Raw genomic sequence first — 22,805 nt, forward strand, 5'->3', positions numbered from 1 at the left:
TCAGGCGGCTTTGTGGGCGAAGAGGCAGCCGGGCGGGTTGGTTTCCGTCGCCTTCAGCTTCGGATTGTAGCGATAGAGTGTGGAGCAGTAGGAGCAGACCTTCTCGTTGTCGTCGCCCATATCGATGAAGATGTGCGGGTGATCGTACGGAATGGACGCGCCGGTGCACATGAATTCCTTGACGCCGATTTCGATTGCCTGATGTCCGCCGTCGTTCTGGAAGTGCGGGATGCTGTGGCCGGCCATGTCATGCTCCGATGAATGCAAGTCTCTAAAGTTGGCGGCACCATAGTGAGCTTTGCTGCAAAAGTGTAGCGGCAAACACGCCGCAGCTGTGGTTTTTGCCGGGGCGGGGTTTCACTCGCCAGAGCGACGAACTAGGTTGCGCCGGATCGATACCTCCCAGGATGATAAAGATGGATCTCAATCCGCCGCCGTTTTCCCGCTTTACCCATGAAGGCCTGGAGATCGCCTTCTTTGACGAAGGTGATCCAGCCGGCGCGCCCATTCTCCTCATTCATGGGTTTGCCTCGAGCGCCAACGTCAACTGGGTTTTCCCGGGGTGGCTGAAGACGCTGGGCGATGCCGGCTACCGTGTGATCGCGCTCGACAACCGCGGGCATGGCAAGAGCAGTAAACCCTACGATCCAGCGCTTTATCATCCGCAGCAGATGGCGGGCGACGCCGTAGCGCTTTTGGGTCATCTCGGCATCGCCGAAGCACATGTGATGGGCTACTCGATGGGCGCACGCATCTCGGCCTTCATGGCACTCGCCCATCCCCACCGCGTCCGTTCGCTGGTCTTTGGCGGGCTCGGCATCGGCATGGTGACGGGGGTAGGGGATTGGGACCCGATTGCCGATGCCTTGTCGGCGCCGTCTCTGGATGTCGTGACCCATGCACGCGGCCGCATGTTCCGCGCCTTTGCCGACCAGACCAAAAGCGACAGGCAGGCGCTTGCGGCCTGCATCTCGACGTCTCGCGATCTGCTGACGGCTGAGGACATGGGGCGCATCGACGTGCCGACCCTGATCGGTGTCGGGACCAAGGACGACATTGCCGGCTCACCGCAGGAGCTGGCGGAGTTGATGCCCAACGCGCGTGCGCTTGATATTCCGGGCAGGGATCATATGCTCGCCGTGGGTGACCGGGTTTTCAAGAAGGCCGTGCTCGAATTCCTCGAGGAAGTGGCGCGCGCCTAGACTGCCGAACAAGACGGAACGCGGGAAGCACCGCAAGCTTGCCCGCTTCTGAGCTGCTCGACCGAGGGTGGAACTGAGGCCGAGCCATTTAAGTCATACCGGATTTCCCCTATAGTGACTGTAGGACGGACAGGAAGGAGAGCGACGATGGTCGCCAAGACCGAACTTCGCCAGACGGAAGCTTTGAAGGTGATGGACCCGATCTGGAACAGCCTGCGTGAGGAAGCCCGCGTGGCAGCCGAGCAGGACCCGATGCTTGCGGCCTTCCTCTATTCGACGGTGGTCAATCAGCACTCGCTCGAAGAAAGCGTGATCTATCGCATCTGCGAAAGGCTCGATCATCCCGATCTTCAGGCAAACCTCTTGCGACAGACCTTCTCGGAGATGCTGGAGGATTGGCCGGAATGGGGCACCATTCTGCGTGTCGACATCCAGGCCGTTTATGACCGCGATCCCGCCTGCACCCGTTTCATCGAGCCGGTACTCTACTTCAAGGGCTTCCATGCCATCCAGACGCACCGCCTGGCCCATTGGCTGCTGAAGCGCGGCCGCAAGGATTTCGCGTTCTATCTGCAGAGCCGAGCGTCGAGCGTCTTCCAGACGGACATCAATCCGGCCGCCCGCATCGGGCGCGGCATCTTCCTTGATCACGCCACCGGCCTTGTCGTCGGCGAGACGGCGGTGATCGGAGACAACGTCTCTATCCTGCACGGCGTGACGCTCGGTGGCACGGGCAAGGAGGGCAGCGATCGCCATCCGAAGATCGCCGATGGCGTCCTGATCGGCGCCGGCGCCAAGATCCTTGGCAATATCCATATCGGCCATTGCTCGCGCATCGCCGCCGGCTCGGTCGTGTTGAAGCCGGTGCCGCCGAAAACGACGGTCGCAGGCGTGCCGGCGAAGGTGGTGGGCGAGGCCGGTTGCTCCGAGCCATCACGTCAGATGGACCAGATCCTGAGCAGCTTCGATATCTGAACATACGGGAACCGGTGCGTAAGCCTCTTTCGAGGGGTTTACACCCGGCGATGCAGCGTGCGAGAAGCGCCGCACAGATAAACGGCTACGGAGACGTGTTTTGAAGCCCGAAGAAATCCGCAAGCTTGAAGCCTATTTCAAGCGCACCTTCAATCAGCAGATGGTCGTCAAGGCGCGCCCGAAGAAGGACGAGTCCGCTGAAGTCTATCTCGGTGACGAGTTCCTCGGTGTCGTTTTCCGCGATGAGGAAGATGGCGAGCTTTCCTACAATTTCTCCATGGCAATCCTCGACATCGACCTCTAAGTCTGACGAGGACGTCCGAAAACAATAAACCCCGAAAATCCCCTGAGATTTTCGGGGTTTATTGTTTTAATGGGGATTTATGCATCGCGCTGAGCAATTGCTCGCGTCGCTCATCTTGGTTCTTCATCGCGCCGTAAGAATTTTTTTCGCGGGAGCGCATTTCTTCATCAAGTTGTTGCATCCGTTGTATTTTATTGCGTCGCACACTCGTCTTGACTTTTTGTGCAGTGCACATAAACTGAAGCCTCCAGATCAGGCCGTCACTAAGGAGACACCCGATGTTCAACTTCGACGATGCAAACAAGAAGAGCAAAGAAGCCATTGACGTGGCTGTAAAGAGCTATTCCGCTTGGACCAAGGGTCTCCAGGCTATCGCGACTGAAGCTGCGGACTACTCCAAGAAGTCCTTTGAAGATGGCGTTGCGCACGTCGAGAAGCTGTCGAGCACCAAGAGTGTGGAAGCTGTTTTCGAACTGCAGACCAATTTCATCAAGGCGAGCTACGAAGGCTTCGTCGCCGAGGCAACGAAGATCGGCGAAATGTACGCTGATCTCGCCAAGGACGCTTACAAGCCCTACGAAGCGCCGGTTGCCAAGGCAACGGCAGCAGTCAAGGCCGCCGCTGCCGCCGCCTGATCGTCAGGCAAAGAACCACTTTCCAAAAAAGGCCGGTCGCAGCGCTTGCGACCGGCCTTTTTGTTTCTCGCATTAGCTGTGCGCAGCCCGAAGAAAGTTGATCAATCTTACGCGCGGTCGTGCGATTATGATTGCAGTGCGTTGGTTCGGTCTTAAAATCTGAAAACGAACCATTAGATAAAGGGCAAGCACGCTGCGGCCAAGTTCAGTGGGGTCGCTGCTGTACAAGGAACTGACAAGAATGATCGCCATGCCGGTCCGGATGCAGCAAGGTAGCGATGACGAGGGAAACGGCAACAACCGCAGCACGTCCGTCATCACGCGTACCAAGCCGAAGACCAAAAAGCCGAGTTTGTATCGTGTTCTGCTTTTGAATGACGATTACACGCCGATGGAATTTGTCATCCATATCCTGGAGCGCTTCTTTCAGAAGAACCCGGAAGAGGCGACCCGCATCATGCTTCATGTCCACAATCATGGCGTGGGAGAGTGCGGCGTCTTCACCTATGAGGTCGCCGAAACCAAGGTGACGCAGGTGATGGATTTTGCCCGGCAGCATCAGCATCCGTTGCAATGCGTCATGGAAAAGAAATGAGGAACTAACGTGCCAACATTTTCGCCCAGTCTCGAAAAGGCGCTACACCAGGCACTGACTTTTGCCAACGAGCGCCACCATGAATACGCCACGCTCGAGCATCTGCTTCTGGCATTGATCGATGATGCCGACGCGGCGGCCGTGATGGGCGCCTGCAACGTCAATCTCGAGACGCTGCGCAAGACCGTGACGGATTATGTCGACAACGAGCTTTCCAATCTCGTGACCGGCTATGACGAAGATTCCAAGCCGACGGCGGGTTTCCAGCGTGTCATCCAGCGCGCGGTCATCCATGTCCAATCGTCCGGCCGTGAAGAAGTCACCGGTGCCAACGTGCTGGTTGCCATCTTCGCCGAGCGCGAAAGCCATGCCGCCTATTTCCTGCAGGAGCAGGAGATGACGCGTTACGACGCCGTCAATTTCATTTCACACGGCATCGGCAAGCGGCCCGGCACCTCCGAATCCCGGCCGGTGCGCGGCGCCGACGATCACGAATCCGAGCAGAAGCCTTCGCGCGACACCGAGGAAACTGGCGCCAAGAAGCAGCAGGACGCGCTTACGGCCTATTGCGTCAACCTCAATGAAAAGGCGAAGTCCGGCAAGATCGACCCGTTGATCGGGCGTCACGCCGAGGTGAACCGCACCATCCAGGTGCTGTGCCGCCGCTCGAAGAACAATCCGCTCTATGTCGGCGACCCCGGCGTCGGCAAGACGGCGATCGCCGAAGGCCTTGCCAAGCGGATCATTGAAAAGAAGGTACCGGAAGCGCTACAGGATGCGACGATCTTCTCGCTGGATATGGGCACCTTGCTCGCCGGCACGCGCTATCGCGGCGATTTCGAAGAGCGCCTGAAGCAGGTCGTCAAGGAGCTTGAGGACTATCCGGGTGCCGTGCTTTTCATTGACGAGATCCACACCGTCATCGGCGCTGGAGCCACCTCCGGTGGTGCCATGGATGCGTCCAATCTCCTGAAGCCGGCACTCTCCTCCGGCGCGATCCGCTGCATCGGTTCGACCACCTACAAGGAATACCGCCAGTTCTTCGAAAAGGACCGGGCGCTGGTTCGCCGCTTCCAGAAGATCGACGTGAACGAGCCGACGATTGCCGACGCGATCGAGATCATGAAGGGTCTGAAGCCTTACTTTGAGGAATATCACCACCTGAAATACTCGAACGAGGCGATTAAGGCCGCGGTTGAACTTTCCGCCCGTTACATCAACGACCGCAAGCTGCCTGACAAGGCGATCGACGTGATCGACGAATCCGGCGCGGCACAGATGCTGTTGCCCGCGAGCAAGCGCCGCAAGCTGATCACCGAGAAGGAGATCGAGGCGACGATTGCGACGATGGCGCGCATCCCGCCCAAGACCGTTTCGAAGGACGACGAGGCCGTTCTCGCCAACCTCGAGAAGGAACTGCGCTCGGTCGTCTATGGCCAGGACCTGGCGATCGAAGCGCTCGCGTCTTCGATCAAGCTGGCGCGTGCCGGCCTGCGGGAACCGAACAAGCCGATCGGCTGCTATGTCTTCTCCGGCCCGACCGGCGTCGGCAAGACGGAAGTCGCCAAGCAGCTTGCGACGTCGCTCGGCGTCGAACTTCTGCGCTTCGACATGTCGGAATACATGGAGCGGCACACGGTTTCGCGTCTGCTCGGTGCACCTCCCGGCTATGTCGGCTTCGACCAGGGCGGCCTGTTGACCGATGGCGTGGACCAGCATCCGCATTGCGTGCTGCTGCTCGACGAGATCGAGAAGGCGCATCCGGACCTGTTCAACATCCTGTTGCAGGTCATGGACCACGGCTCGCTGACCGATCACAACGGCAAGAAGATCGACTTCCGCAACGTCATCCTGATCATGACCACCAATGCCGGCGCATCGGAAATGGCCCGGGCCGCCATCGGCTTCGGTTCTTCCAAGCGTACCGGTGAAGACGAAGAGGCGCTGAACCGTCTGTTCACGCCGGAATTCCGCAACCGTCTGGATGCGGTCATTCCCTTCGCCTCGCTGCCGACCCCGGTCATCCACCAAGTCGTGCAGAAGTTCGTCATGCAGCTGGAGACCCAGCTCGCCGAGCGCAACGTCACCTTCGACCTCGCGCCGGAGGCAATCGCCTGGCTCGCCGAGAAGGGCTACGACGAGAAGATGGGTGCCCGGCCGCTGGCCCGCGTCATCCAGGAAAACATCAAGAAACCGCTCGCCGATGAGATCCTCTTCGGCAAGCTGAAGAAGGGCGGCGTCGTCAAGGTGACGATCGGTACCAAGGCCGATGGCACCAAGGGCTTGCTGCTCGATGCGGTTCCGGAAACGACGCCGATCAAGCCGAAGGCGGAGGTTTCCCGCCCGGCGATGAAGGCGACAAAGCCGAAGAAGGCCGACGACAAGGAAGAAGTGGGCGCCGAGCCCGCGCCGAAGTCCAAGCCGAAGAAGGCGGCCGCCAAGGCATCGACCGATGGCGAAGCCGGGGCCGGCGACGCGGCTCCGAGAAAGGGCCGCACGGTGCCGAAGGTGCCGCGCAAGAAATAGACCTCGCAAGAGATGTTCGACGGTGCCGGATGCAAGCCATCCGGCACCGTTTTCTTGAGAGCGGGATGAGGAAAAGTGTGCGCGGCTTTTCGCCCGCATCCCGCTCCAATAACTTATATTCGACCCGAGACCATCGTGATCGAAATCAAAGACAATCCGGAATTGCCAATGGATAGGGAAGAAGACGAGCAATCATCGCTCGCCTGGTTCGGAAGGGGTATGCGCGGCATCTTCAGCCTGCCGGCCTTCATCCTGATGCTGTCCTTCGTCGGCTTCTGTTCGCTGACAGCGCAAGCTGGGATCCCAGTGCAGCAGGTCGTCTTCATGGTCGGCATGGTCTGGGCACTTCCGGCCAAGGTCATTCTTGTCAGTTCGATGATGAGCGGCGCGAATTTGGCGGCGGCTTTCCTCGCGGTTTCGCTGTCTTCCGTCCGGCTGATGCCGATGGTTGCGGCGCTCGTCCCGGAACTGCGCGCATCGCGAACGCCGACCTGGCTGCTGCTCTTCCTTTCGCACTTCGTCGCGATCACCGCCTGGGTTTTCGCAATGGAGAAGGTGCCGCAGGTGCCGCGTGAACGGCGCGTCGCCTTCTTTGCCGGCTTCGGCATCACGCTCGTTGCGGCGAACATGCTGCTGGTTGCCGTCGTCTATCATTTCGTCGCGGACTTCCCGCCGATCATTGCCGGTTGCCTGTTCTTTCTGACGCCTGTCTATTTCCTCGCGTCGATCTGGCATTCGGCACGCCACCCCGTCGTCTACGTGGCGCTGCTCTTCGGCCTTGTCGGCGGGCCGCTGTTCTATTGGCTGTTTCCGGAATTCGACATCCTGCTCGCCGGTCTAGTCGGCGGCACGCTCGCCTGGCTGGTCGAGCGCCTCTGGCGCCAACGCAAGGAGGTGGGCGTATGACGTGGCAGGATGGTTGGTGGGCCTATGCCTTCATCGCGATCGCCGGCTGGCTCGCGACCGACATCTGGCGCTGGCTCGGCGTCGTTGCCGGCAACAAGTTGCGGGACGATTCCGAGGCGCTGAACTGGGTGAGGGCGGTCGCGACCGCTCTGGTCGCGGCGGTCATCGCGAAGCTCATCCTTTATCCGACAGGCGTGCTCGAACAATCCCCGCTCTGGCTGCGCGTGGGGGCCGTCGGACTTGGGGCGGTCGCTTTCTTTCTGTTCGGACGAAAGCCGGCGATCGGAATAGCGACAGCCATCGCGGCGCTCGCATTGGGGCTCTGGTGGCTGGGTTTTTAGGCGAAGCCTGAGCCGAGAGCCGACGGGGCGCCGGCTCAATCCGTTCATGGAGTGTCGGTTATCGAGTGCAGGCGAGACTACAGCGCTTGCCGAACCTTTTCGGCATTGGCCGCGAGCACGGCGCCGTCTTCGATCGTACCGGAATGCGGCTTCAGCGGCACGCCGGCCCGTCGCGGAATGACATGGAAGTGCAGGTGGAAGACCGATTGGCCGGCCGGTGTCTCGTTGAACTGCATGACCGTCACGCCATCGGCCTCGAAGGCCTCTTTCGCCGCGACCGCCAGTTTCTGCACGGTAGCGATGAGCGCCGGCAGCGTCGCTGCATCGGCATCGAGCAAGTTGCGCGAGGGTGCCTTCGGTACGACGAGCAAGTGGCCTTCGGCCTGCGGCATCACATCCATGAACGCGATCGTCGCGTCATCCTCGTAGACGCGGTGCGAGGGAATTTCGCCGCGCAGGATCTTGGCGAAGATGTTGTTGTCGTCGTAGCTCATTGTTCTTCCTCGTGAATTGTCGCGGGCCGACCTTGGCCGAAAGCCGTTCAGTCGTCTTGCCGCTCACCTTTGCGGAAAGGCCCGTGTTCTGCAAGAATCTCGCCCGTTTCCTCCACGTCTCTACGCTCGCGCTGGAGATAATCAGCGACAGCGCGGGCGAGCCCTGAATGCATGAAGAAATGCGCGGAGTGGGTGGTGACGGGCATGTAGCCGCGCGCGAGCTTGTGTTCACCCTGGGCACCGGCCTCGACCCTCTTCAGTCCCTTGGCGATCGCGAAATCGATCGCCTGGTGATAGCAGACCTCGAAATGCAGGAACGGATGGTCCTCGATGCAGCCCCAGTGACGGCCGTAGAGCGCGTCGCCGCCGATGAAGTTGATCGCGCCGGCGATGTAGCGGCCGTTGCGGCGCGCCATCACCAGCAGGATATCGTCGGCCATGCGCTCGCCGATCAGCGAATAGAAGGCGCGCGTCAGATAGGGACGACCCCACTTGCGACCGCCGGTGTCCATGTAGAAGGCAAAGAACTGGTCCCAGATCGCTTCCGTCAGATCGCTGCCGGTCAGCCAGTCGATCGAGATGCCGTTTTCGACCGCGGCCCTGCGTTCCTTCTTGAGTGCCTTGCGCTTGCGCGAGGCCAAGGTCTCCAGGAAATCGGCGTGCGATCCGTAGCCTTCGTTGGTGAAATGGAACTGCTGGTCGGTGCGGTGCAGGAACCCGGCGCGCTCTAGGGCAGGCATCTCGGCTTCCGGCACGAAGGTGACATGCGCCGACGAGACATCGTGTCTGCGTGCGAGCTCCTTCATGCCTGCGGCAAGCGCATCCTGAACTGCGCCCTGGTTTTCACCCGGCGCCGTAAGCAGTCTCGGTCCGGTGGCCGGCGTGAAGGGAATGGAGCTTTGCAGTTTAGGATAATAGCGCCCGCCGGCCCGCTCGAAAGCGTCGGCCCAGCCATGGTCGAAGACATATTCGCCCTGGCTGTGGTTCTTCAAGTAGCAGACTAGACCGCCGCGCAGATGGCCGTCCGATCCTTCGAGAAGCAGGTGTTGGCCGAGCCAGCCTGTTTTCGCAGTTGCGGATCCGGATTCCTCAAGAGCCGAAAGATAGGCATGCGAGAGGAAGGGATTGTAGACGCCGCCGGGATGCACCTTCGATGCACCGGAAAGCACATTCCAGCGTGCTGCCGGCACATCGGCGAAGGATTGGGCTATGCGGATGGTGACGGCGTCTGACATCAGATCAGGAAACCAGGGCCTCCCGCGGGTCGAAGCCCTCGAAGGTCATCTGATCCGCGTGAGCGAAGGTGTAGGTCTCTGCCTGGCGGTCGCGCACGGTCCAGGTGATGATCGTCTTGCCGAGCGTCCGCTCCTTGGTGATGAACGAGTTCGGCAGGTGGCCGTAATGGTAGGAGATGAAGTCGAGGCCGAGCTGCATGGCTTCCTCGTGCACGAAGAACGTCTCGGGATTGGCGCCTTCCGCAGTGAGGCCGAGCGGGTAGGGCGCATCGAGCGCCTTCAGGTCCTTGAGCAGCCAGTGATCGAAGCTCATCAAGGCGACGTGTCCCTTGTAGCCTTCGAGCGTCTCCAGCACAGCGGCGGCAAAGCCCTCGTCGTCGCCCTTGCGGCCCTTGAGTTCGATGACCAGCGGTACTTTGCCTGCGACCAGGCGCAGCATCTGCGTCAGCGTCGGCACCTTGTCCTTCGTTCCGCCGATCGCCATCAGGCCGAGCTCGCCGGCGGTTCGCGCGCGCACGTCGCCCTTGATGCCGCAGAGACGCTGGGTGTCGTCATCATGGAAGACGACCGGGATGCTGTCGGCGGTGTATTGCAGGTCGCACTCGATGGCGAAACCGGCATCGACGGCACGGGAGAAAGCCGAGAGCGTGTTCTCCCACACGTCTCTGTTCATGTCGTGATAGCCGCGATGGGCGATCGGTTGAGCCTTCAGCCAGGAAATATCAGCCATGGTGGGCACCCTAATCAGGCGATCTCGATGACGGCGTCGATCTCGACGGCGGCATTGAAGGGCAGGGAAGCCATGCCGACGGCGGCGCGGGCGTGTTTGCCCGCTTCACCGAGCACGGTGGCGAGCAGATTGGAGGCGCCGTTGATGACGAGGTGCTGCTCGACAAATTCCGGCGTCGAGGCGACGAAGCCGTTGATCTTCACCAGACGACGGATGCGTCCGAGGTCGCCGCCGAGCGCGGATTTTGCCTGTGCGAGGATGTTGATCGAGCAGAGTTCGGCGGCGCGTTGCGCGCGGGCGACGTCGACATCCTTGCCGACAATGCCTGTCACGGCGACCTTGCCGTCTTCCATCGGAAGCTGTCCGGAGATGTAGAGCATCGAGCCGCTGATCACGTACGGCACATAGTTCGCGACCGGGGTCGCAGCCTGGGGAAGGGTGACGCCGAGGTCCTTGAGGCGCGTTTCGATCTCTGCGGACATGGAAAGCTCCATTGTTGTCTTTTGTGTTAAAATCCTGCATTCAGGCCGGATCGCGGCGGGCGCCGGCATTTTCCTGCAAACACCGCCTCGCTTCTGCCGAACGCTTGTTTATAGCATTGCCGGCGAGTCCAATAGGAGGAAACGGATGTTTCATAAAGGCTTCGGTCTCGTCACTCTGGGCAGCGTTTGTTTCGCCGTCGTGACGGCGTCAGGTGCTACGGCGGCGAGTGCGAATGTCCTCGTGCCGCATCGCGCCGTCTATGATCTTGAGCTCAAGGATGCGTCGGATCGTTCGGGCATTGCCGGAATGTATGGTCGCATGGTCTATGAATTCAATGGTTCGTCCTGCGAGGGCTATACGGTCAGCTTCCGCTTCGTCACCCAGGTCGACACCGGCGAGGAAGTTCGCCTCACGGATCAGCAGACGACCACCTATGAGGATCTGAAGACGGGTAATTTCCGCTTCTTGACGCGCTCTTTCACCGACGAGAAGCTGGACAAGGAAGTGCGCGGAACGGCGCATGAGGAAAAGAGCGGTGTCAAGGTGGAGCTGACCGCGCCCGACAAGCGCGAAGTGGAACTTGCGGCCAGCCGTTTCCCGACCGCCCATATGATGGAAGTGATCTCGCGGGCGAAGAAGGGGGAAGGCTTGTTCGAGGCGCGCATCTTCGACGGCTCCGATTCGGGCGACAAGACGCTGATCACCTCGACCTTTGTCGGTAAATCGCGCAAGCCCACCGCTGATGAGCCGGATGCCGGCAAGGCTGGCAAGTTCGGCAGCGAAGCCTATTGGCCGGTGACGATCTCCTATTTCAACGACGACAAGAGCGGCGATGCGCTGCCAATCTACCGCATGTCGTTCAAGCTCTACGAAAACGGAATCACCCGGGACCTGACGATGGACTACGGCGATTTTGTCCTCAGCGGTAAGCTTGCCGATCTCGAAGTCTTCAAATCCGAGGACTGCAAATAGCCGATCGCGACGAAAATCGGCACTCGCGTCTTGATTTCTCGGGCAGTTGCGGTTAAGGGGCTGCCATTCCACACGTGAAGCAAGGGATGTTCCGGGAGAAATCCGGATCGTTCCGCCGGTGGGCTGTTCGAAAGACCATGCTCGACGCTTCGCGGAGGTTCAACCGGAAAAGGAGAAAAAGGCATGGCATTGCCTGATTTTAGCATGCGTCAGCTTCTGGAAGCTGGCGTTCACTTCGGTCACCAGACGCACCGCTGGAACCCGAAGATGAAGCCGTACATTTTCGGCGATCGTAACAACGTCCACATCATCGACCTCGCTCAGACCGTACCGATGCTGTCGCGCGCCCTGCAGATCGTCAGCGACACCGTTGCCAACGGCGGCCGCGTTCTGTTCGTCGGCACCAAGCGCCAGGCTTCGGAAATCATCGCTGACGCAGCCAAGCGTTCGGCCCAGTACTACGTCAACGCTCGCTGGCTCGGCGGCATGATGACGAACTGGAAGACGATTTCGAACTCCATCCAGCGCCTGCGCAAGCTCGACGAAATCCTTTCTTCGGAAGCTTCTGGCTTCACCAAGAAGGAACGCCTGAACCTCGAGCGCGAACGCGAAAAGCTGAACCGTGCACTCGGCGGTATCCGCGATATGGGCGGCACCCCGGACCTGATGTTCATCATCGACACCAACAAGGAATCGATCGCGATCGACGAAGCCAAGCGCCTCGGCATCCCGGTTGTTGCCGTGATCGACTCGAACTGCGATCCGGACCAGATCGACTATCCGATCCCGGGCAACGACGACGCTTCGCGCGCCATCGCTCTCTACTGCGACCTGATCGCCCGCGCAGCCATCGACGGCATTGCGCGCCAGCAGGGCGCATCTGGCCGTGACCTCGGCGCCTCTGCCGAAGTTCCGGTCGAGCCGGCGCTCGACGAGGCCTCCGACGCCTGATCGGCCCCAGGCGGCAGCCAACCCTGCCGCCCCCAATGAAATGTCGGGACAAGGCCGTTTGTGATGAAAGTCTGAACGGCCTTGTTCTTTTCAGCCGGGGATGGCGCGATCCGTTCGGGTCGTTGGATCCGGGCAGCGGCCACGATGACGCGTTCATCATGGTGTCACATTGAAAAGCCATTCCCTGCCAAACCTCCTGGCATCGCGCCACGCGCGGGCAACCCCCGCCAAACAGACAAAGAGGCAAAAAAGATGACTGTGACTGCAGCAATGGTGAAGGAACTGCGCGAAAAGAGCGGCGCAGGCATGATGGATTGCAAGAAGGCACTTGCTGAAACCAACGGCGACATGGAAGCAGCGATCGACTGGCTGCGCGCCAAGGGTATCGCGAAGGCCGACAAGAAGTCGGGTCGTACGGCTGCTGAAGGCCTCGTCGGCATCGTCAGCGGCGGCGTCAAGGCCGTCGTCGTCGAAATCAACTCCGAAACCGACTTCGTTGCCCGCAACGAAGCCTTCCAGGAACTCGTCCGCGGCGTTGCCAACGTAGCGCTCACCACCGACGGCTCCGTCGATGCGATCGCGGCTGCAACCTACCCGGCGACCGGCAAGTCGGTCGACGAGACGATCAAGGACGCGATTGCCACGATCGGCGAAAACATGACGCTGCGTCGCGCAGCTCTGCTGCAGGTCGAAGATGGCGTTGTCGCCACCTACATCCACAACGCTGCTGGCGACGGCATCGGCAAGCTCGGCGTTCTCGTCGCGCTGAAGTCGATCGGCGACAAGGAAGTGCTGTTCTCGGTCGGCCGTCAGGTTGCCATGCACATCGCTGCGACCAACCCGCTGGCGATCCGCGCTGAAGAAGTCGACGCCGCTGTTGCTGAGCGCGAACGCAACGTCTTCATCGAACAGTCGCGCGCTTCGGGCAAGCCGGACAACATCATCGAGAAGATGGTTGAAGGCCGTATGCGCAAGTTCTTCGAAGAAGTCGCACTGCTGTCGCAGGCCTTCGTCATGAACCCGGAAATCACCGTCGGCCAGGCCGTCAAGGACGCTGAAAAGCTCGCTGGCGCACCGATCGAAGTCACCGGGATGGCTCGCCTGCTGCTCGGCGAAGGCGTCGAGAAGGAAGAGTCCGACTTCGCCGCAGAAGTTGCAGCCGTCGCCAAGGGCTGATTTCTTCACCCATATTGGGAAAACCTCGGGGCATCGCGTGACAACGCGGTGCCCTTCGTGTATCGGGCTTCGTCAATGCGCCGGACCCGCCGGAAATCACTCCGCAGCGGTTGAAACCGGGTAGCGCAATATGTCCTTATGCGCTGTGCGCCGTCGTCGTGCGCACGCGCACCGATCTGATCAGGAGCGATGATGCCCGCCGAACCAATCTACAAGCGTGTTCTCCTTAAAGCCTCCGGTGAAGCCCTGATGGGTAGCCAGGGCTTCGGTATCGACGTGGCGGTCGCCGACCGCATTGCCGCCGACATCGCCGAAGCACGCGCGATGGGCGTCGAAGTCGGTGTCGTCGTCGGCGGCGGCAACATCTTCCGCGGCGTCGCGGTGGCCTCCAAGGGCGGAGACCGGGTGACCGGCGACCACATGGGCATGCTGGCAACGGTCATCAACGCGCTGGCGCTCGCAACCTCGCTGCGCAAGCTCGACATCGACACGGTCGTGCTTTCGGCAATCGCGATGCCGGAAATCTGCGAAAGCTTCTCGCAGCGCGCAACGCTTCATCATCTCTCGCTTGGCCGCGTCGTGATCTTCGCCGGTGGCACCGGCAACCCCTTCTTTACGACGGACTCGGCCGCAGCGCTCCGCGCGGCGGAAATGGGTGCGCAGGCCATTTTCAAGGGCACGCAGGTCGATGGTATCTATTCTGCCGATCCGAAGAAGGATCCGACCGCGACCCGCTTCGACCGCCTGACCCACAGCGAGGTGCTCGAAAGAGGCCTGGCCGTCATGGATGTTGCCGCCGTTGCGCTTGCACGCGAAAATACCATTCCGATCGTCGTCTTCTCGATCCACGAAAAGGGTGGCTTCGCGGAAATCTTGACCGGCGGCGGTCGCGCGACCATCGTCACAGACAACTAAAGAGCTGCAAAGCGGCCCCCTGCGGCCGGCGAATGTTAGAACGGGAGTTTTGACCATGAGTGAAGGTGTTGAACTGAAGGAACTGAAGCGTCGCATGGATGGCGCCATTTCCGCATTCAAGAGCGATATCGCATCGCTTCGTACCGGCCGGGCGTCGGCGAACGTTCTCGATCCGGTGACCGTTGAAGCCTACGGCTCGCGCGTGCCCCTCAACCAGGTCGCCAACATCACCGTTCCGGAGCCGCGCATGCTGTCCGTTTCGGTCTGGGACAAGCAGATGGTTGGCGCCGTCGACCGTGGCATTCGCGAATCGAACCTCGGCCTCAACCCGATCATCGACGGCCAGAACCTGCGCATTCCGCTGCCCGAGCTCAACGAAGAGCGCCGCAAGTCGTTGGTCAAGGTGGCACACGATTACGCGGAAAAAGCCAAGGTTGCCGTGCGCCACGTGCGCCGCGACGGCATGGATGACCTGAAAAAAGCCGAAAAGGATGGCGACATCGGTCAGGATATCAGCCGTTCTCAGTCCGAGCGCGTGCAAAAGATGACCGATGAAACGATTTCCGAGATCGACCGCTTGCTCGCCGAGAAGGAAAAGGAAATCATGCAGGTCTGATCTGCTCGTGATCTGAGTCTCCTTTCGCGGACGCCTTATGCAAAACCTCATCTCCACGACCGTTCCGGAACATGTTGCCATCATCATGGATGGCAACGGGCGTTGGGCGAATGCACGTGGGCTACCGCGTACCATGGGGCATCGCAAAGGCGTCGAGACCGTTCGCGATGCCGTCAAGACGGCGGCCCAGGTGGGTATCCGCTATCTCACGCTTTTTGCATTTTCTTCGGAAAATTGGAGCCGGCCGGAGTCGGAGGTGAGCGACCTCATGGGGTTGCTCAAGACCTTCATCCGCCGGGATCTCGCCGATCTGCACCGCGAGAATGTCCGCATCCGTGTCATTGGCGACCGCTCGAACCTGCGTGGCGACATCCTGCCGCTATTGATAGAGGCCGAGGAAACGACGCGGGCGAACACGGGAGTTACCCTGGTGATCGCCTTCAACTACGGCGCGCGTGACGAGTTGACCCGGGCGATGCGTCGCCTCGCGGTGGACGTCGCCGAAGGGCGTTTGCGCCCTGAGGACATCAATCAGGAACGCATTGCAGCCTCGCTGGACACCGCCGACATACCCGATCCGGACCTGATCATCCGCACGAGCGGTGAAGAGCGACTGTCGAATTTCCTGCTCTGGCAGGGCGCCTATTCCGAACTGATCTTCGTTCCCGAACTGTGGCCGGATTTCACGCGTGAGATTTTCCTGTCGGCGCTGGAGAAGTATGCATGCCGGGAGCGCCGTTTCGGCGGACTGGTCGAGCCGACGCGGGCGGTTGGTTCCTGATGCAAACTGAACTCAAGCTTCGCATCGCTTCGGGAGTGGTGCTCGCGGCGGTCGCTCTCGCTGCGACCTGGTTTGGCGGTTTCGCTTTCCAGCTACTTTCGGTCCTGATCGCGCTTCTCGTCTACTACGAATGGTCGACGATCACCGGCCTTGTCGAGCGCGATTTCCAGGGCAACGCCTTCGGTTGGCTCTCCATAGTTGTGATCGCAGGCCTCGTTGTCACCGGTTACATTGGCTACAGCCTTCCTTTCCTGGCGTTCGGCCTCGGAGCGGCATTGCTTTGGGTCCTTACTCAAAAGACAAGCTGGTGGCTGCCGGGCGGCATCGCCTATGCGGGCCTCACCGGCATATCGCTCGCAGCACTTCGTGGCGCCGACGATCTCGGCCTGATCGCAACGCTGTTCGTCTTCGCGGTGGTCTGGGCAACCGACATTTTCGCCTATTTCACCGGCCGTGCGATCGGGGGGCCCAAGCTTGCGCCGCGCATATCGCCCGGCAAGACCTGGTCCGGCGCCATCGGTGGCACGATTTGTGGCATTCTTGCTGGCGTCGCCGTCTTTATGGCTTATTTTTCGCTGCAAGATCTTCGGATCCCGATCATCGCCCTGGTGCTCTCGGTTGCCAGCCAGGTTGGGGACTTGTTCGAGTCCTTCATCAAGCGGCGCTTTGGCGTGAAGGATTCGAGCCGTCTCATTCCAGGGCACGGCGGAGTCATGGATCGGGTCGACGGTTTGATATTCGCCTGCGTGGCGGCGTTGATTCTGGTCATGGTTCAGTATTTCGTCAGCGATGGGCGCCAGATCGCCTTCGGTTCGGTCCTGCTTGGCCCTTGATGCCGACCGCAGGGACTTGAGGAACGTTCATGACATATCTGCTTGATGCCTTTCAGCTTCTGACCGGCTACATCATTCCCTTCCTCCTCGTGCTGACCCTTTTGGTCTTCGTGCACGAGATGGGGCACTATCTCGTAGGCCGCTGGTCGGGAATCCGTATCCTCGCCTTCTCGATCGGTTTCGGTCCCGAACTTTTCGGTTGGACCGATCGGCACGGAACACGTTGGAAACTGTCGGCGATCCCGCTTGGTGGCTACGTCAAGTTCTACGGTGACGAGGACGCGGCGAGCGTGCCGGACTACAAGCGTCTGGAGGCAATCGCGCCGGAAGAGCGCGGCAAGACCTTCCTCGGCGCCAGGCTCTGGAAGCGGGCAGCGACGGTTGCCGCAGGGCCGATCGCCAACTTCATCCTCGCGATTGCCATCTTCGCCGTTCTGTTCTCCGTCTACGGACGCCAGGTCGCAGATCCCGTGGTTGCGCGTGTGAATGAAAATAGCGCAGCCGCACAGGCAGGCGTTGTTCCGGGCGACCGCCTGATCTCGATCGACGGCTCGCCGGTGACGACCTTCGACGACGTTCGTCGCTACGTCAGCGTGCGCCCCGAGCTGAAGATCACCATCCGAATCGAACGCAACGGCGCGACACTCGATTTGCCGATGGTGCCCCAGCGGACGGAGCTCACCGACCAGTTCGGCAACAAGATGGAGATCGGCGTCATCGGTATCCTGACCGATCAGGAAGCCGGCAACTTCCGCACCGTCACCTATGGCCCGATCGAGGCCGTAGGGCAGGGCGTCCTGCAAAGCTGGCACGTCATTACGGGCACCTTCGACTACCTCGGCAATGTGCTGACCGGGCGGATGAAGGCGGACCAGATCGGTGGCCCGATCCGCGTCGCCAAGGTTTCCGGGCAGATGGCGACGCTCGGCATTCCATTCTTGCTGAATATCGCCGCGATCCTGTCAGTTTCCATAGGATTGCTTAACCTCATGCCCGTACCGGTGCTTGATGGCGGCCATCTGATGTTCTATGCGGTTGAGGCGTTGCGCGGGAAGCCTGTCGGTCCCGCCGCGCAGGATGTCGCCTATCGGATCGGCTTTGCCATGGTGCTGATGCTCATGGTCTTTGCCACCTGGAACGACATATCGATGTTCTTCGGCTAGCGTTCGGTCGGGGAAACGGCGAGGGGAATTCGGCGGATACTGTGAACGATTGGTTTTCAACGGCTTGCGAAGAAAGGTTTTGTTTACGATAACTCGAGGCTGTAGTGGCCGTTAAGCCACGGTTCGAATTGAAGTAAACAGAAATTAACGAGCTGGCTTGCTTGTATGGGAAAAGCGGTTAAAACGGCAACCGTGACCGGAGTCGGCACGAAACTGCCGCGCGACGTTTGGAAAAGGTAAGATTTGAACATGAAAGCTGGTTCAAGGTTTTTGAACGCGGTGTCGGCGGCTGCGCTGTCAACAAGCATTGTTGTTTCTGGCGCTGGTGTTGGGTTGCTCGCAGGCACGTCCGTCGCAGAAGCTGCGGTCATCAATCGTGTCGAAGTACGCGGGGCAACGCGCGTCAGCGCTGAGACGGTCCGTGCGAACATCACGATCGTTCCCGGCAAGGCCTTCAGCAACGCGGATATCGACGCTTCCGTGAAGCGCCTGTACTCCACGGGCTACTTCTCCGACGTCAGCATCAATGTCGCCGGCGGTACGCTGGTCGTCAGCGTGAACGAGAATCAGCTGGTCAATCAGGTCGTCTTCAACGGCAACCGCAAGATCAAGGACGACAAGCTGCAGGGCGTCGTGCGCACGCAGCCGCTCGGCCCGTACAGCGAAGCGACGGTCGAAACGGATATCCAGTCCATCAAGGACGCCTACGCTGCCATCGGTCGCAGCGACATCACGGTGACGACGCAGGTTGTTCCGGTTGCCGAAGGGCGCGTCAACCTTGCCTTCGTGATCAATGAAGGTGAGCGCACCAAGATCTCCCAGATCAATTTCGTCGGCAACGAAGCCTATAGCGACGGTCGTCTTCAATCGATCATCGCGACGAAGGAATCGGGCATCTTCTCGTTCATCACACGCAAGGATGTCTACAATCCGGACAAGCTTCGCGCCGACGAAGAGCTGCTGCGCCAGTTTTATTTCAACCGCGGCTACGCGGACTTCCAGGTCGTTTCCTCGGACGCGGCGCTCAATGAAGCGACGAACGAGTACACGGTGACGATCACCGTCGAAGAAGGTCCGCGTTATGACTTCGGCGCCGTCAATGTCGAATCGACCGTCGAGGGCGTCAATGCCGAAGAGCTGAAGGGGCTTATCCTCAGCCGCGAGGGCTCGGTCTACAAGGCCAAGGACGTTCAGGCGACGATGAGCGAGATTTCGCAGCGTGTCGCTTCGGCCGGATATCCTTTTGCGCGCGTCACGCCGCGCGGCAACCGCGACCTCGCCAATCACACGATCGCCGTCGACTACCTCGTCGACCAGGGCGAGCGTGCTTACGTCGAGCGCATCGAGATCCGCGGCAACACCCGTACGCGTGACTACGTCATCCGTCGCGAATTCGACATGGGTGAAGGCGACGCCTTCAACCAGGAAATGGTTGCCCGCGCCAAGCGTCGCCTGGAGGCACTCGGCTACTTCTCGACCGTCAACATCTCGACCGCGCCGGGCAGCGCTGCCGACCGCGTCGTCGTGATCGTCGACGTGCAGGATCAGTCGACCGGTTCGTTCGGTATCGGTGCTGGTTACTCTGCGGGTAGCGGCGGCGGCTTCCTCGTCGAAGCTTCGATCGAAGAAAAGAACTTCCTGGGTCGTGGTCAGTACATCCGCGTCGCCGCCGGTCGCGGTGACGAGAGCCGGACTTACAACGTTTCGTTCACCGAGCCGTACTTCCTTGGCTATCGTCTGGCTGCCGGCTTTGACGTCTTCAAGAACGAGAACGACTTCGACGACGAGGACTACAGCTACGAAGATCAGGGCTTCAGCCTGCGCGTAACGGCGCCGATCACCGAAAATCTGTCGACCACGCTGCGCTACAACTTCACGCAGTTCGACTATAGCGGTAACGTCGCGAAGCTGTCGTCGCCCTACGTTCGTGCAGTTGAGGGTGGAAACTGGGTCCGTTCGTCGGTATCGCAGTCGATCACCTACAACACGCTCGACGATCCCCAGCTGCCGCATGACGGCATCCTGGCGACCTTCACGCACGAGTTTGCAGGTCTTGGTGGCGACTCCGACTTCTACAAGATGACTGGTAAGGCCAAGTGGTACTACACGGTCAACGACGAGGCGGATATCATCGCGTCGCTTGCTGGTAGCGCCGGTCATGTCTTCGAAACCGGCAGCGATCTGCAGGTCTTCGACCAATTCCAGCTCGGCTCCAACGATATTCGTGGCTTCGAGCGCAACGGTATCGGTCCGCGCGATCAGGCGACGGGCGATGCGCTCGGCGGCACGACCTACTTTACGGCTTCGGCCGAAGCGTCGTTCCCGCTTCCGGGCATCCCGCGTGACAGCGGCTTCCGCGGTGCGGTCTTCGCCGATGCCGGTACGCTCTACAGCAACAAGGTCGCGACCCTTCCCTCTGAAACGGTGCAGGGCAACGACGCGTCGCTGCGTGCATCGGTCGGTATCGGCCTGATCTGGGCTTCGCCGTTCGGTCCGCTGCGTGTTGACTATGCTTGGCCGGTTGCCAAGGAAGACTTCGACCGGGTACAGAACCTGAAGTTCGGTATTTCCTCGTCGTTCTGATAAAAAGCAGTCCAGAACTGCCGGAAAAAGATCGTTCTGGAGTGTCCATGGAACAGAACTGGTTTTTTCCGCCCCATAAAGGGATTCGTCTGGGTGACCTGGCGAATCAAATTGGGGCGGAGTTGAGCAATGGTGCGGTCGCCGACTGCACCATTCATTCTGTAGCGCCAGTCTATCGGGCCAAGCCCGGCGACGTCTGCTACATGTTGTCTCGCAAGAGCCGAGCCGAGCTTGATACCTGTCAGGCATCCGCGATCATCTGCGACAAGACGATCTTCAGCCTTGTGCCTGCCCATATCCCAGTCCTGCTGGCGGCTCGCCCGCATACGGCCTTCGCCCTTGCCGGCACCTTGCTGCACGAGGCGGCGATGCGTCCTGCGCGCAACACCAGCCTCAAGGGCGTGGCACCGGGTGCTTTCGTGGATCCGACCGCGCGTCTGGAAGACGATGTCGAGGTCGAGCCGACGGCGGTCGTCGGGGCTGGCGCCGAAATCGGCCGCGGCACCCGCATCGCTGCCGGCGCCGTCATCGGGCCGGGCGTGCGCATCGGCCGTGACTGTACGATTGCCTCTGGCGCAAGCGTGCTCTGTGCTCTCGTCGGCAACAGCGTGATCATCCATCCCGGCGCCCGTATCGGGCAGGATGGTTTTGGTTATGCGCCCGGGCCGAAAGGCGGAATGATCAAGATCGTTCAGGTCGGGCGCGTGATCATTCAGGATCATGTCGAGATCGGCGCCAACACGACGATCGACCGCGGCACGATGGATGACACGGTGATCGGCGAGGGGACGAAGATCGACAATCTCGTCCAGGTCGGCCACAACGTGCGCATTGGCCGTTATTGTGGCATCGTCGCCCAAGTGGGCATTGCAGGCAGCACAAAGATCGGCGACGGCGTGATGATCGGCGGTGGCAGTGGCGTCAACGGCCACATCACGGTCGGTGATGGCGTACAGATCGCCGCGATGAGCGGCGTGGCGAGCGATGTTCCCGCCGGCGAACGTTATGGCGGTATTCCGGCGCGCCCGATGCGCGATTTCCTGCGCGATGTCGCGGAGATGGCGATGCGGGCAAGCGACAGACAGAAAAAGAAGAAGGGCGGCGCGAATGAGTGAGGCAGCAACGGTTCTCGGTACGGCGGACATTCAGGAAATTCTGAAACTGCTCCCGCATCGCTACCCATTTCTGCTCGTCGATCGGATCATCGAGATCGACGGCGACAATTCGGCGATCGGCATCAAGAACGTCTCGGCGAACGAACCGCATTTCACCGGTCACTTCCCCGAACAGCCGATCATGCCTGGCGTTTTGCTTGTCGAGGGCATGGCCCAGACGGCCGGTGCGATCTGTGCCCGCAAGGTGGGTAGCGGAACGAACCTCGTCTATTTCATGACCATCGACAATGCGCGCTTCCGCAAGCCGGTCGTTCCCGGCGATCGCGTCGAATTCCATGTCGTGAAGCAGAAGCAACGCGGCAATATCTGGAAATTTCACTGTGACGCAAAAGTTGACGGGCAACTGGTCGCAGAAGCTGATATCGGCGCGATGATCGTCAGCAAGGAAGACGCCTGAACATGATTGCAGCAACAGCGAAGATCCACCCGTCCTCGATTATCGAAGACGGCGCTGCGATCGGCGAGAACGTCAAGATCGGCCCTTTTTGCCACGTGGGGCCGAAAGTCGTTCTTGGCGACGATGTCGAGCTTCACAGTCATGTCGTGGTCACCGGCCGTACGACGATCGGCACGGGAACCAAAATTTTCCCGCAGGCGGTGATCGGCGCCGATTCGCAGAGCGTTCATCATAGCGCCGTCGATACGGAACTGTTGATCGGTGCGAATTGCACGATCCGCGAAGGCGTGACGATGAATACGGGCACCGTCGAACATGGCGGACAGACGGTCATTGGCGACAACAATCTCTTCCTGGCCTATTCGCACGTGGCGCATGATTGCCGGCTCGGCAACCATATCATCCTGTCGAACAACGTGATGTTGGCGGGCCATGTCACGGTCGAAGACCGCGCCATTCTTGGCGGCGGCTGCGCCGTGCATCAGTTTACCCGTGTCGGCCGTCAGGCGTTTGTCGGGGGCCTCTCCGCCGTCAGCTACGACGTCATTCCCTACGGTATGCTCAACGGCAATCCGGGCATACTGAGCGGGCTGAACGTCGTAGGTATGACGAGGGCCGGGATCGACCGCGCGACGATCCACGTCGTTCGCCGCGCCTACAAGCAGATCTTTGAAGGCCCGGAGTCGATCCGCGCCAATGCTGCGGCCATTCGCGAAGAATATGCCGACTGCGCACCGGTCGTCGAAATCCTCGATTTCATCGCGGCCGAGAGCGACCGGGCACTATCGTCGCCGTCTCGCGGCAAGGCGTGAGCGTG

Annotated in this window: 26 protein-coding genes; 20 read left to right on the forward strand and 6 right to left on the reverse strand. The window is 60.5% G+C overall.

The window, feature by feature from the left end; all coding sequences use genetic code 11:
- Complete coding sequence (locus ASE60_RS32325; RefSeq protein ID WP_057255736.1) at window positions 1–246, reverse strand: zinc-finger domain-containing protein; 246 nt, start codon at window positions 244–246, stop codon at window positions 1–3.
- A gap of 170 nt (window positions 247–416) precedes the next feature.
- Here ASE60_RS32325 and ASE60_RS32330 point away from each other — a divergent pair, with 170 nt between their 5' ends.
- The 3 genes from ASE60_RS32330 (at window position 417) to ASE60_RS32340 (ending at window position 2,481) form a co-directional block, all read left to right on the forward strand.
- On the forward strand, window positions 417–1,202 hold the full coding sequence (locus ASE60_RS32330; protein ID WP_057255738.1) for an alpha/beta hydrolase: 786 nt from the start codon (window positions 417–419) through the stop codon (window positions 1,200–1,202).
- Window positions 1,203–1,349: 147 nt separating this feature from the next.
- Window positions 1,350–2,177, forward strand: coding sequence for a serine O-acetyltransferase (gene cysE, locus ASE60_RS32335; RefSeq protein ID WP_057255740.1), 828 nt, complete (start codon window positions 1,350–1,352; stop codon window positions 2,175–2,177).
- A gap of 100 nt (window positions 2,178–2,277) precedes the next feature.
- Window positions 2,278–2,481 carry a DUF3126 family protein gene (locus tag ASE60_RS32340; RefSeq protein ID WP_034796738.1) on the forward strand — a complete coding sequence of 68 codons (204 nt, stop codon included), beginning with the start codon at window positions 2,278–2,280 and terminating at the stop codon, window positions 2,479–2,481.
- A 58-nt stretch (window positions 2,482–2,539) separates the two neighbouring features.
- Here the strand turns inward: ASE60_RS32340 and ASE60_RS34980 are convergent, their stop codons facing one another.
- Entirely contained in the window at window positions 2,540–2,716 is a 177-nt protein-coding gene (locus ASE60_RS34980; RefSeq protein ID WP_156414766.1) for a hypothetical protein, read from the reverse strand.
- 43 nt (window positions 2,717–2,759) lie between these two features.
- Here ASE60_RS34980 and ASE60_RS32345 point away from each other — a divergent pair, with 43 nt between their 5' ends.
- The 5 genes from ASE60_RS32345 (at window position 2,760) to ASE60_RS32365 (ending at window position 7,484) form a co-directional block, all read left to right on the forward strand.
- On the forward strand, window positions 2,760–3,116 hold the full coding sequence (locus tag ASE60_RS32345) for a phasin family protein (protein ID WP_057255742.1): 357 nt from the start codon (window positions 2,760–2,762) through the stop codon (window positions 3,114–3,116).
- Window positions 3,117–3,357: 241 nt separating this feature from the next.
- Window positions 3,358–3,711: an ATP-dependent Clp protease adapter ClpS gene (clpS, locus tag ASE60_RS32350; RefSeq protein WP_043622145.1), complete on the forward strand. Its 354-nt coding sequence runs from the start codon at window positions 3,358–3,360 to the stop codon at window positions 3,709–3,711.
- 9 nt (window positions 3,712–3,720) lie between these two features.
- Window positions 3,721–6,237, forward strand: a complete 2,517-nt coding sequence (gene clpA / locus ASE60_RS32355; RefSeq protein WP_057255744.1) for an ATP-dependent Clp protease ATP-binding subunit ClpA — start codon at window positions 3,721–3,723, stop codon at window positions 6,235–6,237.
- A 168-nt stretch (window positions 6,238–6,405) separates the two neighbouring features.
- Window positions 6,406–7,143 (forward strand): AzlC family ABC transporter permease, encoded by a 738-nt coding sequence (locus ASE60_RS32360; protein WP_057256066.1) that lies wholly within the window; start codon window positions 6,406–6,408, stop codon window positions 7,141–7,143.
- The gene (locus ASE60_RS32365; protein WP_057255746.1) at window positions 7,140–7,484 is read left to right on the forward strand and encodes an AzlD domain-containing protein; all 345 of its coding nucleotides are present in this window, start codon (window positions 7,140–7,142) and stop codon (window positions 7,482–7,484) included. The genes ASE60_RS32360 and ASE60_RS32365 overlap by 4 nt, the downstream gene beginning before the upstream one ends.
- 77 nt (window positions 7,485–7,561) lie before the next feature.
- Here ASE60_RS32365 and ASE60_RS32370 read toward each other — a convergent pair whose 3' ends face one another.
- The 4 genes from ASE60_RS32370 to ASE60_RS32385 are packed head-to-tail and all read right to left on the reverse strand — an operon-like array spanning window position 7,562 to window position 10,425.
- Window positions 7,562–7,978 (reverse strand): HIT family protein, encoded by a 417-nt coding sequence (locus tag ASE60_RS32370; RefSeq protein WP_057255748.1) that lies wholly within the window; start codon window positions 7,976–7,978, stop codon window positions 7,562–7,564.
- 47 nt (window positions 7,979–8,025) lie between these two features.
- Window positions 8,026–9,213 (reverse strand): GNAT family N-acetyltransferase, encoded by a 1,188-nt coding sequence (locus tag ASE60_RS32375; protein WP_057255750.1) that lies wholly within the window; start codon window positions 9,211–9,213, stop codon window positions 8,026–8,028.
- 4 nt (window positions 9,214–9,217) lie between these two features.
- On the reverse strand, window positions 9,218–9,943 hold the full coding sequence (locus ASE60_RS32380; RefSeq protein WP_057255752.1) for a glycerophosphodiester phosphodiesterase: 726 nt from the start codon (window positions 9,941–9,943) through the stop codon (window positions 9,218–9,220).
- A 14-nt stretch (window positions 9,944–9,957) separates the two neighbouring features.
- Window positions 9,958–10,425, reverse strand: a complete 468-nt coding sequence (locus ASE60_RS32385; protein ID WP_057256068.1) for a RidA family protein — start codon at window positions 10,423–10,425, stop codon at window positions 9,958–9,960.
- Between the two features lie 145 nt (window positions 10,426–10,570).
- Between ASE60_RS32385 and ASE60_RS32390 the strand changes: the two genes are divergently transcribed.
- From ASE60_RS32390 to lpxA, 12 genes are all read left to right on the forward strand, one after another.
- Entirely contained in the window at window positions 10,571–11,398 is an 828-nt protein-coding gene (locus ASE60_RS32390; RefSeq protein ID WP_057255753.1) for a cell envelope integrity EipB family protein, read from the forward strand.
- A gap of 183 nt (window positions 11,399–11,581) precedes the next feature.
- Window positions 11,582–12,349, forward strand: a complete 768-nt coding sequence (gene rpsB / locus ASE60_RS32395; protein ID WP_057255755.1) for a 30S ribosomal protein S2 — start codon at window positions 11,582–11,584, stop codon at window positions 12,347–12,349.
- A gap of 252 nt (window positions 12,350–12,601) precedes the next feature.
- Window positions 12,602–13,525: a translation elongation factor Ts gene (gene tsf / locus ASE60_RS32400; RefSeq protein ID WP_057255757.1), complete on the forward strand. Its 924-nt coding sequence runs from the start codon at window positions 12,602–12,604 to the stop codon at window positions 13,523–13,525.
- Between the two features lie 192 nt (window positions 13,526–13,717).
- Window positions 13,718–14,440, forward strand: a complete 723-nt coding sequence (gene pyrH, locus ASE60_RS32405) for a UMP kinase (protein ID WP_057256069.1) — start codon at window positions 13,718–13,720, stop codon at window positions 14,438–14,440.
- Between the two features lie 55 nt (window positions 14,441–14,495).
- Window positions 14,496–15,056, forward strand: a complete 561-nt coding sequence (gene frr, locus ASE60_RS32410; protein ID WP_057255760.1) for a ribosome recycling factor — start codon at window positions 14,496–14,498, stop codon at window positions 15,054–15,056.
- 37 nt (window positions 15,057–15,093) lie between these two features.
- Window positions 15,094–15,837: an isoprenyl transferase gene (locus tag ASE60_RS32415; protein WP_057255761.1), complete on the forward strand. Its 744-nt coding sequence runs from the start codon at window positions 15,094–15,096 to the stop codon at window positions 15,835–15,837.
- Window positions 15,837–16,670, forward strand: coding sequence for a phosphatidate cytidylyltransferase (locus ASE60_RS32420; RefSeq protein WP_057255763.1), 834 nt, complete (start codon window positions 15,837–15,839; stop codon window positions 16,668–16,670). Before ASE60_RS32415 ends, ASE60_RS32420 begins: the two co-directional genes overlap by 1 nt.
- Before the next feature lie 29 nt (window positions 16,671–16,699).
- Complete coding sequence (rseP, locus tag ASE60_RS32425; protein ID WP_057255765.1) at window positions 16,700–17,833, forward strand: RIP metalloprotease RseP; 1,134 nt, start codon at window positions 16,700–16,702, stop codon at window positions 17,831–17,833.
- Window positions 17,834–18,082: 249 nt separating this feature from the next.
- Window positions 18,083–20,416: an outer membrane protein assembly factor BamA gene (bamA, locus tag ASE60_RS32430; RefSeq protein ID WP_057255767.1), complete on the forward strand. Its 2,334-nt coding sequence runs from the start codon at window positions 18,083–18,085 to the stop codon at window positions 20,414–20,416.
- Between the two features lie 47 nt (window positions 20,417–20,463).
- Window positions 20,464–21,531, forward strand: a complete 1,068-nt coding sequence (gene lpxD, locus ASE60_RS32435; protein WP_057255769.1) for a UDP-3-O-(3-hydroxymyristoyl)glucosamine N-acyltransferase — start codon at window positions 20,464–20,466, stop codon at window positions 21,529–21,531.
- A complete protein-coding gene (gene fabZ, locus ASE60_RS32440; RefSeq protein ID WP_057255771.1) occupies window positions 21,524–21,988 on the forward strand; it encodes a 3-hydroxyacyl-ACP dehydratase FabZ in 465 nt (154 codons plus the stop codon). The genes lpxD and fabZ overlap by 8 nt, the downstream gene beginning before the upstream one ends.
- A complete protein-coding gene (lpxA, locus tag ASE60_RS32445) occupies window positions 21,985–22,800 on the forward strand; it encodes an acyl-ACP--UDP-N-acetylglucosamine O-acyltransferase (RefSeq protein ID WP_057255773.1) in 816 nt (271 codons plus the stop codon). Before fabZ ends, lpxA begins: the two co-directional genes overlap by 4 nt.
- Window positions 22,801–22,805 lie beyond the last annotated feature (5 nt).

The sequence above is a fragment of the Ensifer sp. Root278 genome, assembly GCF_001429285.1.
Taxonomy (GTDB): Bacteria; Pseudomonadota; Alphaproteobacteria; order Rhizobiales; family Rhizobiaceae; genus Ensifer.